General features: G+C 63.4%; 13 protein-coding genes. 12 read left to right on the top strand and 1 reads right to left on the bottom strand.

What is annotated here, in order from left to right:
* Nucleotides 1-19 precede the first annotated feature (19 nt).
* From murC to recN, 11 genes are all read left to right on the top strand, one after another.
* A complete protein-coding gene (gene murC / locus IE188_RS00950) occupies nucleotides 20-1,417 on the top strand; it encodes a UDP-N-acetylmuramate--L-alanine ligase (RefSeq protein WP_191284606.1) in 1,398 nt (465 codons plus the stop codon).
* 13 nt (nucleotides 1,418-1,430) lie between these two features.
* The gene (locus tag IE188_RS00945) at nucleotides 1,431-1,670 is read left to right on the top strand and encodes a DUF2484 family protein (protein ID WP_191284605.1); all 240 of its coding nucleotides are present in this window, start codon (nucleotides 1,431-1,433) and stop codon (nucleotides 1,668-1,670) included.
* On the top strand, nucleotides 1,667-1,912 hold the full coding sequence (locus tag IE188_RS00940; protein ID WP_191284604.1) for a DUF2484 family protein: 246 nt from the start codon (nucleotides 1,667-1,669) through the stop codon (nucleotides 1,910-1,912). Before IE188_RS00945 ends, IE188_RS00940 begins: the two co-directional genes overlap by 4 nt.
* A 1-nt stretch (nucleotide 1,913) precedes the next feature.
* Nucleotides 1,914-2,846: a UDP-N-acetylmuramate dehydrogenase gene (murB, locus tag IE188_RS00935; protein WP_191284603.1), complete on the top strand. Its 933-nt coding sequence runs from the start codon at nucleotides 1,914-1,916 to the stop codon at nucleotides 2,844-2,846.
* A 229-nt stretch (nucleotides 2,847-3,075) separates the two neighbouring features.
* A complete protein-coding gene (locus tag IE188_RS00930; RefSeq protein WP_191284602.1) occupies nucleotides 3,076-3,990 on the top strand; it encodes a D-alanine--D-alanine ligase in 915 nt (304 codons plus the stop codon).
* A complete protein-coding gene (locus IE188_RS00925) occupies nucleotides 3,978-4,940 on the top strand; it encodes a cell division protein FtsQ/DivIB (protein ID WP_191284601.1) in 963 nt (320 codons plus the stop codon). The genes IE188_RS00930 and IE188_RS00925 overlap by 13 nt, the downstream gene beginning before the upstream one ends.
* Nucleotides 4,937-6,271 (top strand): cell division protein FtsA, encoded by a 1,335-nt coding sequence (ftsA, locus tag IE188_RS00920; protein WP_191284600.1) that lies wholly within the window; start codon nucleotides 4,937-4,939, stop codon nucleotides 6,269-6,271. Before IE188_RS00925 ends, ftsA begins: the two co-directional genes overlap by 4 nt.
* A 234-nt stretch (nucleotides 6,272-6,505) precedes the next feature.
* Nucleotides 6,506-8,194 carry a cell division protein FtsZ gene (gene ftsZ, locus IE188_RS00915; RefSeq protein ID WP_191284599.1) on the top strand — a complete coding sequence of 563 codons (1,689 nt, stop codon included), beginning with the start codon at nucleotides 6,506-6,508 and terminating at the stop codon, nucleotides 8,192-8,194.
* 556 nt (nucleotides 8,195-8,750) lie between these two features.
* Nucleotides 8,751-9,683, top strand: a complete 933-nt coding sequence (lpxC, locus tag IE188_RS00910; protein WP_191284598.1) for a UDP-3-O-acyl-N-acetylglucosamine deacetylase — start codon at nucleotides 8,751-8,753, stop codon at nucleotides 9,681-9,683.
* Nucleotides 9,684-9,903: 220 nt separating this feature from the next.
* The gene (locus IE188_RS00905) at nucleotides 9,904-10,821 is read left to right on the top strand and encodes an outer membrane protein assembly factor BamD (protein WP_191284597.1); all 918 of its coding nucleotides are present in this window, start codon (nucleotides 9,904-9,906) and stop codon (nucleotides 10,819-10,821) included.
* Between the two features lie 39 nt (nucleotides 10,822-10,860).
* Nucleotides 10,861-12,513 carry a DNA repair protein RecN gene (gene recN, locus IE188_RS00900; RefSeq protein ID WP_191284596.1) on the top strand — a complete coding sequence of 551 codons (1,653 nt, stop codon included), beginning with the start codon at nucleotides 10,861-10,863 and terminating at the stop codon, nucleotides 12,511-12,513.
* Between the two features lie 6 nt (nucleotides 12,514-12,519).
* Here the strand turns inward: recN and IE188_RS00895 are convergent, their stop codons facing one another.
* On the bottom strand, nucleotides 12,520-13,893 hold the full coding sequence (locus IE188_RS00895; protein WP_191284595.1) for an FAD-binding oxidoreductase: 1,374 nt from the start codon (nucleotides 13,891-13,893) through the stop codon (nucleotides 12,520-12,522).
* Between the two features lie 76 nt (nucleotides 13,894-13,969).
* Here IE188_RS00895 and IE188_RS00890 point away from each other — a divergent pair, with 76 nt between their 5' ends.
* Nucleotides 13,970-15,658: a chloride channel protein gene (locus tag IE188_RS00890; RefSeq protein ID WP_191284594.1), complete on the top strand. Its 1,689-nt coding sequence runs from the start codon at nucleotides 13,970-13,972 to the stop codon at nucleotides 15,656-15,658.
* The last annotated feature ends 7 nt before the right edge of the window (nucleotides 15,659-15,665 follow it).

Genomic DNA, 15,665 nt, shown 5'->3' with positions numbered 1-15,665 from the left:
ACGAGTGAAAGGTAGCCACATGAACGCAGCAGCGACCAAATTGCCCATCGAGATGGGGATGATCCACTTTGTCGGCATTGGTGGCATCGGCATGTCGGGCATCGCGGAGGTGCTGCTCAATCACGGATATCGGGTGCAGGGGTCGGATCTGAAAACCTCGAAGATCACGGATCGGCTGGCGGAGTTGGGCGCTGAAATCTTCGTCGGACAAAAGGCCGAGAACCTGGCCAATGCCGAGGTTGTCGTGATCTCGTCCGCGATCAAACCGGGCAACCCGGAACTGGACGCCGCCCGTGCGCGTGGCCTGCCCGTGGTGCGCCGGGCCGAGATGCTGGCCGAACTGATGCGTCTGAAATCCAACATCGCCGTGGCCGGCACGCATGGCAAGACAACCACCACCACGATGGTCGCCGAGCTTCTGGTGCACGGGCATATCGACCCCACCGTGATCAATGGCGGCGTCATCCACGCCTATGGCTCGAACGCGCGCATGGGGCAGGGCGAATGGATGGTGGTCGAGGCCGATGAAAGCGACGGTACGTTCAACCGTTTGCCCGCGACCATCGCCATCGTCACCAATATCGACCCCGAACATATGGAGCATTGGGGCGACTTCGACACGCTGCGGCAGGGCTTTCTGGATTTCGTCTCGAACATTCCGTTTTACGGGCTGGCGGTCTGTTGCACCGACCACCCCGAGGTTCAGTCACTGGTCGGCAAGATCACGGACCGCCGCGTCGTGACCTATGGGTTCAACGCGCAGGCCGATGTGCGGGCTGTGAACCTGACCTACAAGGGCGGTGTCGCTCATTTCGACATTGAACTGCACAATGAAGACACCCGGATCGACGGCTGCACCCTGCCGATGCCGGGGGATCACAATGTCTCGAACGCGCTGTCAGCGGTGGCTGTCGCGCGACATCTGGGCATGAAGCGGGACGAAATTCGCGCCGCATTGGCCAGTTTCGGTGGCGTGAACCGGCGTTTTACGAAAGTGGGCGAGGTGAACGGCGTCACCATCATCGACGATTACGGCCATCATCCGGTCGAGATTGCGGCCGTGCTGAAAGCTGCCCGTCAGGCGACCGAGGGCCGCGTGATCGCCGTGCATCAACCCCACCGCTATACCCGTCTGCACGGGTTGTTCGAAGAGTTCTGCGCCTGCTTTAATGAAGCCGACGTGGTCGGCATCGCCGATGTCTATGCCGCTGGCGAAGACCCGATTGAAGGCGCAAGCCGTGACGATTTGGTCGCTGGTCTGGTGCGCCATGGCCACCGCCACGCCATTGCCATCCCTGATGAGGATGCGCTGACCGCGTTGGTCCGCGATCATGCCAAGCCGGGCGATCTGGTCGTGTGCCTTGGGGCCGGGACGATCAGCGCCTGGGCAAACAACCTGCCCGCGCGGCTGTCATGACACGGCCCGCACCATGAGCCCCGCGCTGATCGCCGCCACCCTTTGGGTGATCGCCGCCAGCGCGGTGGCGTTTTTGCCCATGCGCCGCCAGTTTGCACCGGGCTTTGCGCTGCTGGCCGCCGCCCCTGTGCTGATCATCTGGATTGGCGTGGTGCACGGTTGGATATGGTCAGCTATCGGACTGGCGGCGTTCATATCCATGTTTCGCCGTCCGCTTTGGTATCTGGGTCGCCGTGCCCTGGGGCGCGTATGACTCTCTCGTTGATCCTTGCCTGTTTCTGGGCGGTGGTGGCACAGATCATCGCCCTGTTTCCGTCACGCGATCATCATTGGCGGGCAGCTTACGTCTTGATCGCTGTGGGCATTCCGCTATTGGGTTACGTGGTTTATCAAAACGGGCCACTGGTCGGGATACTGGTCATGATCGCAGCGATGTCGATCCTGCGCTGGCCGGTGATCTACCTGATCCGGTGGCTGCACAAGACACGAGGCTGACGTGACCCATCCAGGCAAGATCGAAACACGCGGCGCTTTGGTGCAGGACAAGGACCTGTCTGCCCTGACCTGGCTGCGCGTCGGCGGGCCTGCCGACTGGTTTTTCATGCCGGCGGATGCAGATGATCTGGCGCAGTTCCTGACCGCGCTTGACCCCGACGTGCCGGTGTTTCCTATGGGCGTCGGGTCAAACCTGATTGTGCGCGATGGCGGCATTCGTGGTGTGGTGATCCGATTGGGTCGGGGCTTCAACAAGATTGACACAGACGGCACCCGTGTCACCGCAGGCGTCGCCGCGCTGGATGCCCATGTGGCGCGCAAGGCAGCCGAAGCGGGCGTTGACCTGACCTTCCTGCGCACCATCCCTGGTGCCATTGGCGGCGCGGTGCGGATGAATGCGGGCTGCTATGGGTCATATGTGGCGGACGTGTTTGTCGAAGCGCAGGCAATCACGCGCGAGGGTGAGCGGGTGATGCTGACCGCCGATGATCTGAAATTCCAATACCGTCAAACCGACCTTCCCGAGGGATGGATCATCACCAGCGCGACATTTGAAGGCCCGATGGGCGACCCCGACGACCTGACCGCGCGGATGGAAGCGCAACTGGCGAAGCGGGACCAGACGCAGCCGACCAAGGACCGCACCGCGGGGTCGACGTTCCGCAACCCGGCGGGGTTCAGTTCGACCGGGCGTGCCGATGACAGCCACGAGTTGAAAGCGTGGAAGGTGATCGAGGATGCCGGGATGCGCGGAGCCACGCGGGGCGGGGCGCAGATGAACCCGATGCACGCGAATTTCCTGACCAACACCGGCGACGCCACTGCCGCCGACCTTGAAGGATTGGGCGAAGAGGTCAGAAAAAAGGTTTACGAACACAGTGGCATAGAGCTAGTATGGGAAATCATGCGCGTGGGTGAATTGGCAGAGAAATAAGCCAACGGACGCGCGCAGATACCGGGGTCGGGCAGGCCCTTCAGATCCGGTCGAAAAGAACCGGTGACAAGGGGCAAGCGCCCTTGCAAACAAGGGGCACAATGCCCTGAGGTAAGGGGCGGTACAGCCTCCGATAAAGATAAACACCGCGCGCAAAGTGCGGATCGGCGCCGGAAACGGCTGGGCAGTTGGTCGCGGTTTCGCGGCCAGGAACGAGGCAAAAGCAGGCATGTCGGGCAAGACAGTCTCGAAAGTTGTGGTTCTTCTGGGCGGTCAATCGGCCGAGCGGGAGGTCTCGCTGAGCTCCGGGCGCGAATGCGTCGCGGCGCTGAAAGGCGAGGGCTATGACGTGGTTGCCATCGACGCTGGCCCTGACCTGTCCGAACGTCTGCGCAGTGAAGCCCCCGACGTGGTGTTCAATGCGCTGCATGGCCGTTGGGGCGAAGATGGCTGCGTGCAAGGCCTGCTTGAGTGGCTGCAAATTCCCTATACCCATTCCGGTGTGCTGGCGTCCTCGCTCGCGATGGACAAGGAGCGCGCGAAAGACGCCTATCGCTCAGCAGGCCTGCCGGTGGTCGACAGCGTTCTGGCACCGGCGGACGAGGTGCGCGCCCGCCACGTGATGGAGCCGCCCTATGTGGTGAAGCCCTTCAACGAGGGCAGCTCGGTCGGGATTTACATCGTGCAGGACGGCGCGAACACGCCGCCGCAACTGGCCCCGACCATGCCCGATACGGTGATGGTGGAAACCTATGCGCCGGGGCGTGAACTGACGACCACGATCATGGGCGACCGGGCGCTTGGTGTAACCGATATCCTGACCGATGGCTGGTATGACTATGACGCCAAGTATGCCGAGGGCGGTTCGCGCCACATCATGCCTGCCGACATCCCCGCCGAGATCGAAGCCGCCTGTCTGGACTACGCTTTGCGGGCGCATGAAGTCTTGGGGTGTCGCGGTGTCAGCCGCACTGATTTCCGCTGGGACGAGGCGCGCGGGCTGGACGGGTTGATCCTTCTGGAAACCAACACGCAGCCGGGCATGACGCCCACGTCGCTCGCGCCTGAACAGGCAGCCCATCACGGGATCAGCTTTGGCCAGTTCTGCGCCTGGATGGTGGAGGATGCCTCATGCGATCGCTGATGCGCAAACCCCGCCCCGCGCGCGGCTATCATTCCGTCGCCGCGCCACGTCCGCCGCAGGCCGGGGGCGGGGCGTCAGATGCCGCGCCGACCCATCGCGATCCGGCGCCTTCGCGCCTGGCCTACAAGGCGCATCGCTTGTGGCTGACGCCGACCTTCCGGGCTTTGCTGCGGGTCGGGTTGCCGGTCGGGCTTGTGTTGCTGGCGGTGGGACTTTACTTCGCCAACCCGGACAATCGCACCCATCTCGTCGACACTTACACCCAGATTCAGCGGTCGGTGCAGGAGCGTCCTGAGTTCATGGTCAAGCTGATGGCGGTCGAGGGCGCAACACCGGTGGTGGCCGACGCGGTGCGCGACCTGCTGCCCATCGACTTCCCGATATCCAGCTTCGATCTGGATCTTGAGGCGATGCGGTTGGAGCTTACGAAATTGGACGTTGTCGAAAAGGCCGCCTTGCGGGTGCGCCCCGGTGGCGTGCTTGAGGTGGCGATCACCGAACGCCAGCCGGTCATCATCTGGCGCCATGATGGCATCCTTGACCTGCTGGACCGCAGCGGCCATCGGGTGGCCAGCCTGATCACGCGCAATGGCCGGTCGGACTTGCCGCTGATCGCGGGCGCGGGCGCGAACCAGGCTGTGGACGAGGCGCTGGCGCTGATCGAAACGGCGCGTCCGCTCGGGCCGTCGCTGCGCGGCCTCGTGCGGGTTGGCGAGCGTCGTTGGGACGTGGTTCTGGCCACCAAACAGCGCATCCTCTTGCCCGAGCACGACTCCGTGGCCGCCCTGGAGCAGGTGATCGCCCTGGATCAGGCGCAAGAGGTGATGGCCCGCGACCTGACCGTGGTCGACATGAGAAACCCCCTGAGACCGACGCTTCGACTGGGTGAGCCAGCCGTCGAAGAGTTGCGTCGCATTCGAACGTTAGAATTTGGAGCCGACGACCAATGACCGATATTTACAGCCAGCAGCGCGCCATGCGCGCCATGCGCGAAGCCGCCATGCAGCGAGGTGTGATCGCCATTCTGGACATCGGCAGCTCTAAAATCGCCTGCCTGATCCTGCGCTTTGACGGGCCGGACCAGTTTCGCGAAAGCGATGGGGTGGGCAGTCTGGCCGGGCAAAGCGCGTTTCGTGTGATCGGGGCGGCGACCACGCGGTCGCGTGGGGTGCGGTTCGGCGAAATCGACGCGATGCAGGAAACCGAACGCGCCATCCGCACCGCCATTCAGGCAGCACAGAAAATGGCCAACATTCGCGTCGATCACGTGATCGCCTGCTTCTCGGGTGCCAACCCGCGCAGCTATGGTCTGGATGGTGTGGTCGAGCTGAACAACGCCGCTGTCACCGAAGACGACGTGGCGCGGGTGCTGGCCGCCTGTGACATGCCCGACATTGGCGAGGGGCGCGAAGTGTTGCACGCCCAGCCGGTCAATTTCGCGCTGGATCACCGGTCGGGGCTGAACGACCCACGTGGACAGATCGGCAACCGGCTGGCGGTGGACATGCATGTGCTGACCGTTGATTCAGCGGTCATTCAGAACCTGCTTTACTGCATCAAACGCTGCGATCTTGAATTGGCGGGGCTGGCGAGTTCGGCCTATGTGTCCGGCATTTCGGCGCTGGTCGAGGACGAGCAGGAACTGGGCGCGGCCTGCATTGATCTTGGCGGCGGGTCAACGGGCCTGTCCATCTTCATGAAAAAGCACATGATCTATTCCGACAGCGTGCGGCTGGGCGGGGATCACGTGACCTCGGACATCTCGAAGGGGCTTCAGGTCCCGCTGTCGACGGCGGAACGGATCAAGACCTTCTATGGCGGTGTCGTGGCCACGGGCATGGATGATCGCGAGATGATCGAGATCGGCGGTGACACCGGTGATTGGGAACATGACCGACGCACGGTCAGCCGGGCCGAACTGATCGGCATCATGCGCCCGCGGGTCGAAGAAATTCTGGAAGAGGTCCGCGCCTGTCTGGACGCGTCCGGGTTCGAGCATCTGCGCAGCCAGCAGATCGTGTTGACCGGCGGCGGCAGCCAGATCCCCGGGCTGGACGGGCTGGCCCCGAAAATTCTGGGCCAGCAGGTGCGCATCGGGCGCCCGCTGCGGGTGCAGGGACTGCCGCAGGCGGCGACGGGGGCGGGGTTTGCCTCGGCAGTCGGGCTGTGTCTGTTCGCCGCCCATCCGCAGGACGAATGGTGGGATTTCGACATTCCGGCTGAAAGCTACCCGGCGCGCAGCCTGCGCCGGGCCTTCCGGTGGTTCAAGGACAATTGGTAAGAAGACCTCGATCGCACCAATATACGGTGTGTTCGGCGAAATCCTGCTGAAATCGCCTGCGATTGCTCAATATTTTGCGGCATTGCGCCCCTTTAGGGCGTGACGAAAGGCGGTTTTTTGGGGTAACATGGTCAAAACGAGGCAGAAACCGGCGATTCAGTCGGAAATAATTGACAGTATTTGCCGCCATCGGGGGACATCGGTGCGGCGCGGACATAGACAGGCGGAAAAATCATGACTTTGAACCTTACCTTGCCCGGTCAGGAAGAGTTGAAACCTCGTATCACGGTGTTTGGCGTGGGCGGTGCCGGTGGCAACGCTGTCAACAACATGATCGAGAAGGAACTCGAGGGCGTTGAATTCGTAGTGGCCAACACCGACGCGCAGGCTTTGCAGCATTCGCGCGCCAAGGACCGCATCCAGATGGGTGTGAAAGTGACCGAAGGGCTGGGCGCGGGGGCCCGTGCATCGGTCGGCGCAGCGGCAGCCGAGGAATCGATCGAACAGATCGTCGATCATCTGGCCGGCGCGCATATGTGTTTCATCACCGCCGGTATGGGCGGCGGCACCGGCACGGGGGCGGCCCCGATCATCGCGCAGGCCGCGCGCGAGCTTGGTGTGCTGACCGTGGGCGTCGTGACCAAGCCGTTCCAGTTCGAAGGCGCCAAGCGGATGCGTCAGGCCGAGGACGGTGTGGACGCGTTGCAAAAGATGGTCGATACGCTGATCATCATTCCCAACCAGAACCTGTTTCGCCTGGCGAATGAGAAAACGACCTTTACCGAGGCGTTCTCGATGGCGGATGACGTGCTGTATCAAGGTGTCAAAGGCGTCACCGACCTGATGGTGCGCCCCGGCCTGATCAACCTCGACTTCGCGGATGTCCGCGCCGTGATGGACGAGATGGGCAAAGCCATGATGGGCACCGGCGAATCCGATGGCGAAGATCGCGCCGTTCAGGCCGCCGAGAAAGCCATCGCAAACCCGCTTCTGGATGAAATCAGCCTGAAGGGCGCGAAGGGGGTGTTGATCAACATCACCGGCGGCTACGACCTGACGCTGTTCGAACTGGACGAGGCCGCGAACCGTATCCGCGAAGAGGTGGATCAGGACGCCAACATCATCGTCGGCTCGACGCTGGACACCGACATGGAAGGCGCGATGCGCGTGTCCGTGGTCGCCACCGGCATCGACGCGGTGGATGTGAATTCGGACATCCCGCTGCCGCGCCGCAGTCTGGCCGCCCCGCTGCAGGCCCCGCTTGAGGTCGAGCAGAAAATGGAAGCCGAAGCGCCGGAAGCTGTTGCCGCAGCCGCTGCGATCGATAACGCGCCTGCCGCAGAAGTTGCCCCCGCAGCTTCGGCGTCCCCGGCAGCCGCACCTGTCGAAGCCGCCAGCAGCGAGCCGTCGCTGTTTGGCGATCTGGAGCGGGAGCAAGAAGCCCCGAAAGCGCCGACCGAAAACGTGTTCAACCCTGAACAGGCAGGGGGCGATATTCCTCCGCCCGCCTATCAGCCGCGTGAACCCGAAGCTGCACCGCAGGGATATGACGATCAGCCGGACGTGGCCACGTTCGTCGCGCCGCGCGCCCCGGCCCCCGGCACCCCGTCACCCGAGGCACTGGCCCGGTTGCAGGCCGCTGTGCACAACCAGCCGCGTGCCCAACAGGCGCCGTCACATGGCAGCACGCCCGCACATCAGGGGGGCGCAGGGGGCGCAGGCGCGGGGCATGACAAACCACGCTTTGGCATCAACTCGCTGATCAACCGGATGACCGGATCGGGTGCCGCTGGTGCCGAAGACCAGGCGCGCAGCCAGCCGCCGGTGCAATCGGAACGGCCCGCGCAACCGCAAGCCCCGGCCACTGACCCCGAACAGGACAAGGTTGAAATTCCCGCCTTCCTGCGGCGTCAGGCAAACTGATCGCAAACTGTTTTGGGCCGCGCGGACCTGTGTCGCGCGGCCCGTTCCAAGCCCTGTATTAAACGGGCCACAAACCACCCCTCTGCACGGCATTGCCTGCGTTGACAGGTTGTCATATTCATCACGAAATGATCCGCTCCGACTCGCCCCTTGGCGGGTCTTTTTTGTTGCAGAACAGCGGATTACGGCCCGGGTGGCGGTGTTTCGGCAACCCTCCGCCGGGGTGTGTGGCGATGTTACAGACCGTTACAGAGGTTTGAATTGTTATTGCACCGGGCAGGATTTACCTCTGTGTCACCAAGCCCTACATGCTTGGAGCGCGTCAGACCTGCCGCTGCCAGAACCGGGTTCAGAGACCTGTTTATGCGCGGAAACTGACATCGGTGGGCGGGACGTCCGCATCACCATGCAGACCCAGAACGGTCGGGAAGCTGTGCCACTCCACACAGACCCCAACCGTCAGCGGCTTCTGGCGCGGCAACAAATGCAGACGGAACGGGCCGCCTTTCGCAATCCGTTTACGTCAACCCGAACAGAGGCAAAGAAGAGGCAACACGTGCAAACCACAGTTGCAAGCAGTGTGACATTCACCGGCACCGGGCTTCATTCCGGGCGCCCGGTTCGAATGCGTGTGATGCCCGCCCCGGCGGAACACGGCATCTGGTTCAAACGGATCGATGTCACGGATCGTGACAATCTGGTGCCCGCCCACTGGGCGTCCGGTGTGCCGACGCCGCTGTGCACCCTGATCCGGAACGATGCCGGGGTCGAGGTCAAGACCATCGAACACATCATGGCCGCGCTGGCCGGGTGCGGCATTCACAATGCGCTGGTTGAACTGGACGGGCAGGAAGTGCCGATCATGGACGGCAGTGCGGCACGTTTTGTCGACGGGCTGGTGAAGACCGGCGTGCGCGAACTGGCGGCCCCCGTGCGGGTGATTGAGGTTCTGAAACCCGTCGAATACCGCGAAGATGACGGCGAACATGCCGTTTGGGCGCGGCTGGAGCCTTCGGACGGGTTCGAGATCGATTTTCACATCTCGTTCCCTGACCGTGTCATCGGCACGCAGGACAAGCATCTGGACCTGTCCAATGGCAATTTCGTGCGCGAGCTCAGCGATTGCCGCACCTTCTGCCGCCGCGCCGATGTGGACGCGATGCACAAGGCCGGGCTGGCCCTTGGCGGAACCTATGACAATGCCGTGGTTGTCGATGGCGACGCGGTTCTGTCACCCGGCGGTCTGCGCCGCATTGACGAGGCTGTGCGCCACAAGATGCTGGATGCGGTGGGCGATCTGGCTCTGGCCGGGGCGCCGCTGAAGGCGCGCTATGTCGGGCACCGGGCGGGTCATGCGATGACCAACAAACTGTTGCGCGCCCTGTTCGATCAACCGGACGCCTGGCGTCTGGTCGAATGCGACCCGGAAACCGCACGCCGTCTGCCGGGGGTGGGGGTGCGCCGCTCCGATCTTCCGATGACGGCATGATCTGGTCCCGAACCCGTTGATTCCAATACGGAAGCCACGCTTTTCTGGCGTGGTTTCTTCGTTTTCAGGCACGTGTGGGAGGAATGAGTGTGCGCCGAGTGTCCAAGAGGTGCGAAAATTGCCGCGCAAACCATTTTGCCTTGAAAATTTCTGTGCTAGGACAGGCGAGAGCAATTCGGACCTTTCGGTTGGATAGTAATTTTTTGGGGTGGCACCGGTCATGATCCGCGTGAAATTTGGCAAAGCTATCAGCGTGGCGTTGGTGTCGGGACTTGTTCTGTCCTCGTGCGGTGGCGGCTCTGGCAGTTTGGGGTTTGGCAGTCTTGGTGGCAGTTCCGGCGGCGGGGGCGGTGGCCTGTTTGGTGCTTTCTCGCAACCTGTCGAGAAAAAGCCGATCGACCAGTGGACGGCGGAAGAAATCTATAAGCGCGGTGAATATGATCTGGAACGCGGCGACCCGTCGGAAGCCGCCAAGTGGTTTGGCGAGGTCGAGCGCCTGTACCCCTATTCCGAATGGGCCAAGCGCGCGCTGATCATGCAGGCGTTTTCGCACCACAAGGACAAGGAATATGAACAGGCGCGGGCCAGCGCGCAGCGGTATATCGACTTCTATCCGGCCTCCGAAGATGCTGCCTATGCGCAATATCTGCTGGCGCTCAGCTATTACGACCAGATTGACGAGATCGGGCGCGACCAGGGCCTGACCTATCAGGCGTTGCAAGCGTTGCGCACTGTGATCGAACGCTATCCCGACACCGAATACGCGAAATCCGCGATCCTGAAATTTGATCTGGCCTTTGACCATCTGGCTGCGAAAGAGATGGAAATCGGCCGTTACTATCTGAAGCGCAAGCATTACGCGGCCGCGATCAACCGGTTCCGCGTGGTGGTCGAGCAATTCCAGACCACGACCCATGTGGCCGAGGCGTTGCACCGGCTTGTGGAAAGCTATCTGTCGCTTGGGCTGGTGGAGGAGGCGCAGACCGCCGGGGCCATTCTGGGGCACAACTTCCAATCGACCGAATGGTATCAGAGCAGCTATCGCCTGCTGACCAAGTCCGGGCTGAAACCCGAGGCCAGAGGCAACAACTGGCTGAACTCGGTCTATCGGCAACTGGTCAAGGGCGAATGGCTCTGACCCTTCGCCGGGGCAGGACCGCAAGCGTCCGGGGACACCATGCTGCGTGGTCTTGATATCCGCGACCTTCTGATCATCGACCGGCTGGAGCTTGAGTTTCAGCCGGGGTTGAATGTGCTGACCGGGGAAACCGGGGCGGGCAAATCCATCTTGCTGGACAGTCTGGGGTTCGTGCTGGGCTGGCGCGGACGGGCAGATCTGGTGCGCGCCGGGGCGGAACAGGGCGAGGTCACGGCAGTGTTCGACGTGCCACCTGACCATCCCGCGCGGGGTGTGCTGGAAGAGGCGGGCATCCCGGTCGAGGACGAACTGGTCCTGCGCCGGGTAAACCGGGCCGATGGGCGCAAGACGGCCTGGGTGAATGATCGTCGTGCATCGGGCGAAGTGCTGCGCGCCTTGTCCGAGACATTGGTCGAATTGCACGGGCAGCAGGATGATCGCGGGCTTCTGAACCCGCGCGTTCACCGGCAGTTGCTGGATGAGTTCGGCGGCCATGATGCGCAGGTCGAGGCCACCCGCACAGCCTGGCGCGACCTGTCGCGGGCAGCGAAGGCGCTGGATCAGGCCCGTGCCGATCTGGCCGCGGCGCAAGCCGAAGAGGAGTTTCTGCGCCATGCGGTTGCCGAGTTGGAGGCGCTGGCCCCCGAACCCGGCGAAGACGCCGAGTTGGACCGCCGCCGCCGCTTGATGCAAGCCGCCGAACGGATCGGCGAGGATATCACCAAGGCGCATCAGGCGCTGTCATCGGGCGAGGGGGCCGAAGCCCGGTTGGGCGACGCCTTGCGCTGGCTGGAAGGCGTCGTCGATCAGGCCGGAGAGGCGCTGGACCCCCCGATTTCCGCCCTGGGGCGGGCGATGGCAGAACTGGGCGACGCGGTGCAGGGGGTCGAGGCCGCGCTGGACAGCCTGACGTTCAACCCGCACGAGCTTGAGGCGGTCGAAGAGCGCCTGTTCGCCATTCGCGCGATGGCGCGCAAGCATCAGGTGGCCCCGGATGATCTGGGGGGATTTGCGGATGATCTGCGCACACGGCTTGACGCCTTGGATGCGGGTGCCGATGCGATAGCCGGTCTGGAACAGGATCTTGTCGCCGCGCGGTCGCGCTATGACAGTGCAGCCAGGTCGCTCAGCAGCGCGCGCGCGGCTGCGGCCACGGCGCTGGACAAGGCAATGTCGGGCGAACTGGCGCCGCTGAAGATGGAACGCGCCGTATTCACCACCGAGATCACCGGCACCGAACCCGGACCCGACGGGCAGGATCAGGTCACCTTCACCGTCGCCACCAACCCCGGTGCGCCCGCCGGACCGCTCAACAAGATTGCCTCGGGCGGGGAACTCAGCCGGTTCTTGCTGGCGCTGAAAGTGTGTCTGACCCGCGAAACTGATGGGCTGACCCTGATCTTTGATGAGATTGATCGCGGCGTGGGCGGGGCCACTGCCGACGCGGTCGGGCGGCGTTTGGCGTCGTTGTCACAAGGCGGGCAGGTTCTGGTGGTCACGCACAGCCCGCAGGTCGCCGCCTTGGGGGATCATCACTGGCAGGTGCAGAAAACGGTGGCACACGGTATGACCTTGACCACCGTAACCCCGTTGAGCACGGCTGCCCGCGTGGACGAGGTGGCGCGGATGATCTCGGGCGATACGATCACCGATGCGGGCCGCGCCGCCGCGCGCGAACTGCTGGGCAGGTAAACCGCGTTAGCATTGTGGCACCAGCTTGCCGGGGTTCAGAATGCCCTTGGGGTCCAGCGCCGTCTTGATGTTACCCATCACGTGCCACGCTGCGCCGTGTTCCGCCTCCATCAGCCCAAGTTTGCCCATGCCGACCCCGTGTTCTCCGGTGATCGTGCCGCCCATGGCCAGGGCGCGGGTGCTCATCTTTAAGGCCAAGTCTTTGGCGATAGCTTTCTCGGCGTCGTTGCCGTCTTCGATCAAAAGGGCCGCGTGGAAGTTGCCGTCGCCAACGTGACCCAGGATCGGTCCCATCAGGCCCGAGGCCGCAATGTCGGCCTGCGTTTCGGTGATGGCGTCGGCCAGTTTTGAGATGGGCACACAGATATCCGTCACCACCGCCCGCGCGCCGGGTCGCAGCGCCAGCACCGCGTAATAGGCCTGGTGGCGGATCCTCCACAGCGCGTTGCGGTCTTCGGTGCGGGTGGCGTGCTGGTATCCGGTGGCGCCGAAATCTTCTGCAATCTCGCCAAAGGCTTCGCTGGCCTCGGTGACGACGGTGGGGCTTCCGTGAATCTCGATCAGCAGATGCGGGCATTCGGGCATGTCGGTGCCGGCATAGCCGTTGAAGGCGCGCGCGGTGTCGGCGTCCACAAACTCGATCCGCGCCATGGGGATGCCCATCTGGATCACCTGTTGTACCGCCCCCACGGCAGAGGCCATGTCGGGAAAGGCGCAAATGCCCGCACTGATCTGTTCGGGAACACCATGCAGGCGCAGGGTCAGCTCGGTGATGATGCCCAGCGTCCCCTCGGACCCCAGAAACAGCGCGGTCAGGTCATAGCCCGACGCAGACTTTGCCGCGCGCGACCCGGTCTTGATGACGCGCCCATCGGCCAGCACAACGGTCAGTCCCAACACGTTGTCGCGCATCGAGCCATAGCGCACGGTCGTGGTGCCCGAGGCCCGCGTGGCCGCCATGCCACCAAGGGTCGCATTTGCGCCGGGATCGACCGGAAAGAACACGCCCAGATCGCGCAGCTCATGGTTCAGGTCTTCGCGGGTCACGCCGGGCTGCACCACGGCGATCATGTCGCCGGGATCTGCCGACAAGACCCGGTTCATCCGCGTCAGGTCGATGCACAGCCCCCCTTTTTGCGCGCTGGTATGCCCCTCAAGCGAAGTGCCCGCGCCAAACGGGATGACCGCAACGCCCGCTGCATGACACCGGCGCAGGATGGCGCTGACCTCGTCCGTGGTTTCGGGCCAGACCACCGCATCCGGCGGGGCCGGGGCGAAATGGCTTTCGGAACCGCCATGGTGCGACAGATCAGACTTGGAGCGGCTGAGCCGATCGCCTAGCATGGACGAAAGCTCGGTAATCACGGTGTCGATGGTCATCCCATCCTCCCCAGCAAAGCCGGAACAACTTATGGTAAATGCGTGATCTTGGGAAGGGCCGCGCGGGCGGGTGACGATGCCTAGACGGCTAAAATTGTTTCTATATCGCGCTTGGCGGGATTTGCGAAAGCGGGCCACCACTGGTTGGTTAATTTTGATCGAGAAAGGGCCCAGCCAGGTGCAGTTCTGGCTGATCGCCCTTCTGATTGGGGTCGCGTCCGGCTTCGCCGCGTTGGGGTTTCGCAAGGGAATCGAAACGCTTCAGGCGACGCTGTATGGCACGGATGATCTGGCACATTTGCACAGTTTCGCGGGCACGTTGCCGTGGTATTGGGTGCTTCTGCTGCCCGCTTTCGGCGGATTGGTTGTCGGGATCATTCTGAACTGGTTCACCCATGACGGGCGTGTGCGTGCCGTCGCCGACGTGATCGAGGGCGCCGCCCTGTGGGATGGCCGTGTCGAGAAACGCGCGGGACTGGGATCGGCACTGGCGTCACTGATTACGCTGTCGACGGGCGGTTCGTCAGGACGCGAGGGGCCGGTGGTTCACCTGGCGGCGGTCATTTCAAGTTGGGTGTCTGTGCGGATCAAGGCTGACGGTGTCACCGGACGTGACCTGTTGGGCTGCGCGGTCGCTGCGGCGGTATCGGCCAGCTTCAATGCCCCGATCGCGGGCGCGCTGTTCGCGCTTGAGGTCGTGTTGCGCCACTTCGCCGTGCACGCCTTCGCCCCGATTGCCATCGCATCGGTCGCAGGCACGGTGATCAACCGAATCGAATATGGTGATGTGACCGAGTTTATCCTGCCCGCCGAAGGCTCGCTCGCTTTCTATGTCGAATTGCCCGCCTTTCTGCTGCTGGGGCTGGTCTGCGGTGTGGTCGCGGTGATCCTGATGCGATCCATTTTCTGGGCCGAGGATGTGGGCGACAGCATTCAGAAAGCCCTGCGCCTGCCCAAGGTGCTGCGCCCGGCCTGTGCTGGTCTGATCCTGGGCGCCATAGCGATCTGGTATCCGCATATCATCGGCGTGGGCTATGAAACCACATCGGATGCGCTGACCGGCGGGCTGGGGCTGCAACTGGCGATCACCTTTGTCGTCGTCAAGGTTGCCGCCGTCGCGATCACCATGGCTGGTCGCATGGGGGGCGGGGTGTTTTCCCCCGCGCTGATGGTCGGGGCCTTGACCGGTCTGGCCTTCGGGATCGTGGCGACCGCGGTCTTTCCCGATGTGTCAGGCTCCGAGACATTGTATGCGCTGGCGGGCATGGGCGCTGTGGCGGCGGCAGTGCTTGGCGCGCCGATTTCCACCACGCTGATCGTGTTTGAGCTGACCGGCGACTGGCAGACCGGGATCGCGGTGATGGCGGCGGTGTCGCTGTCCACCGCGCTGGCCAGCCGCTGGGTCGACCGATCATTCTTCCTGACCCAGCTTGAACGGCGCGGCGTGCATCTGGCGGCCGGTCCGCAAGCCTATCTGTTATCCACGGTGCGCGTGGCCCAGATCATGCGCGCACGTGATCACGACAAGGCCGCCCGCGAAGAGCTGTGTTGGGAGTTGATCGAGCAAGGCGTCTATGTCGACGGCAACGCCACCTTGGAGGCTGTGATGCCGATGTTCGAAACCTCGAACGCGCAATTCATTCCCGTGGTCACCTTGGGCGGCGAGGGCGATCCGCCCGAATTATGGGGCGCGGTGTTCCATGTGGATGCCCTGAAGGCCTTCAACCGGGCGCTGGCGGAAACGGCGGCTGAGGAGCACAGCTGAGGCAAGC

The sequence above is a fragment of the Aliiroseovarius zhejiangensis genome, assembly GCF_014656375.1.
Lineage (GTDB): Bacteria > Pseudomonadota > Alphaproteobacteria > Rhodobacterales > Rhodobacteraceae > Aliiroseovarius > Aliiroseovarius zhejiangensis.
The sequence above is the reverse complement of the archived record's forward strand: the minus strand, read 5'-3'. Positions and strand labels throughout refer to the sequence as shown.

Excerpts from the sequence above, each read along its gene's own strand:
- murC (WP_191284606.1), top strand. The coding sequence starts at position 20 with ATGAACGCAGCAGCGACCAAATTGCCCATCGAGATGGGGATGATCCAC.
- IE188_RS00945 (WP_191284605.1), top strand. The coding sequence starts at position 1,431 with ATGAGCCCCGCGCTGATCGCCGCCACCCTTTGGGTGATCGCCGCCAGC.
- IE188_RS00940 (WP_191284604.1), top strand. The coding sequence starts at position 1,667 with ATGACTCTCTCGTTGATCCTTGCCTGTTTCTGGGCGGTGGTGGCACAG.
- IE188_RS00930 (WP_191284602.1), top strand. The coding sequence starts at position 3,076 with ATGTCGGGCAAGACAGTCTCGAAAGTTGTGGTTCTTCTGGGCGGTCAA.
- IE188_RS00925 (WP_191284601.1), top strand. The coding sequence starts at position 3,978 with ATGCGATCGCTGATGCGCAAACCCCGCCCCGCGCGCGGCTATCATTCC.
- ftsA (WP_191284600.1), top strand. The coding sequence starts at position 4,937 with ATGACCGATATTTACAGCCAGCAGCGCGCCATGCGCGCCATGCGCGAA.
- ftsZ (WP_191284599.1), top strand. The coding sequence starts at position 6,506 with ATGACTTTGAACCTTACCTTGCCCGGTCAGGAAGAGTTGAAACCTCGT.
- IE188_RS00905 (WP_191284597.1), top strand. The coding sequence starts at position 9,904 with ATGATCCGCGTGAAATTTGGCAAAGCTATCAGCGTGGCGTTGGTGTCG.
- recN (WP_191284596.1), top strand. The coding sequence starts at position 10,861 with ATGCTGCGTGGTCTTGATATCCGCGACCTTCTGATCATCGACCGGCTG.
- IE188_RS00895 (WP_191284595.1), bottom strand. The coding sequence starts at position 13,893 with ATGACCATCGACACCGTGATTACCGAGCTTTCGTCCATGCTAGGCGAT.
- IE188_RS00890 (WP_191284594.1), top strand. The coding sequence starts at position 13,970 with ATGCCTAGACGGCTAAAATTGTTTCTATATCGCGCTTGGCGGGATTTG.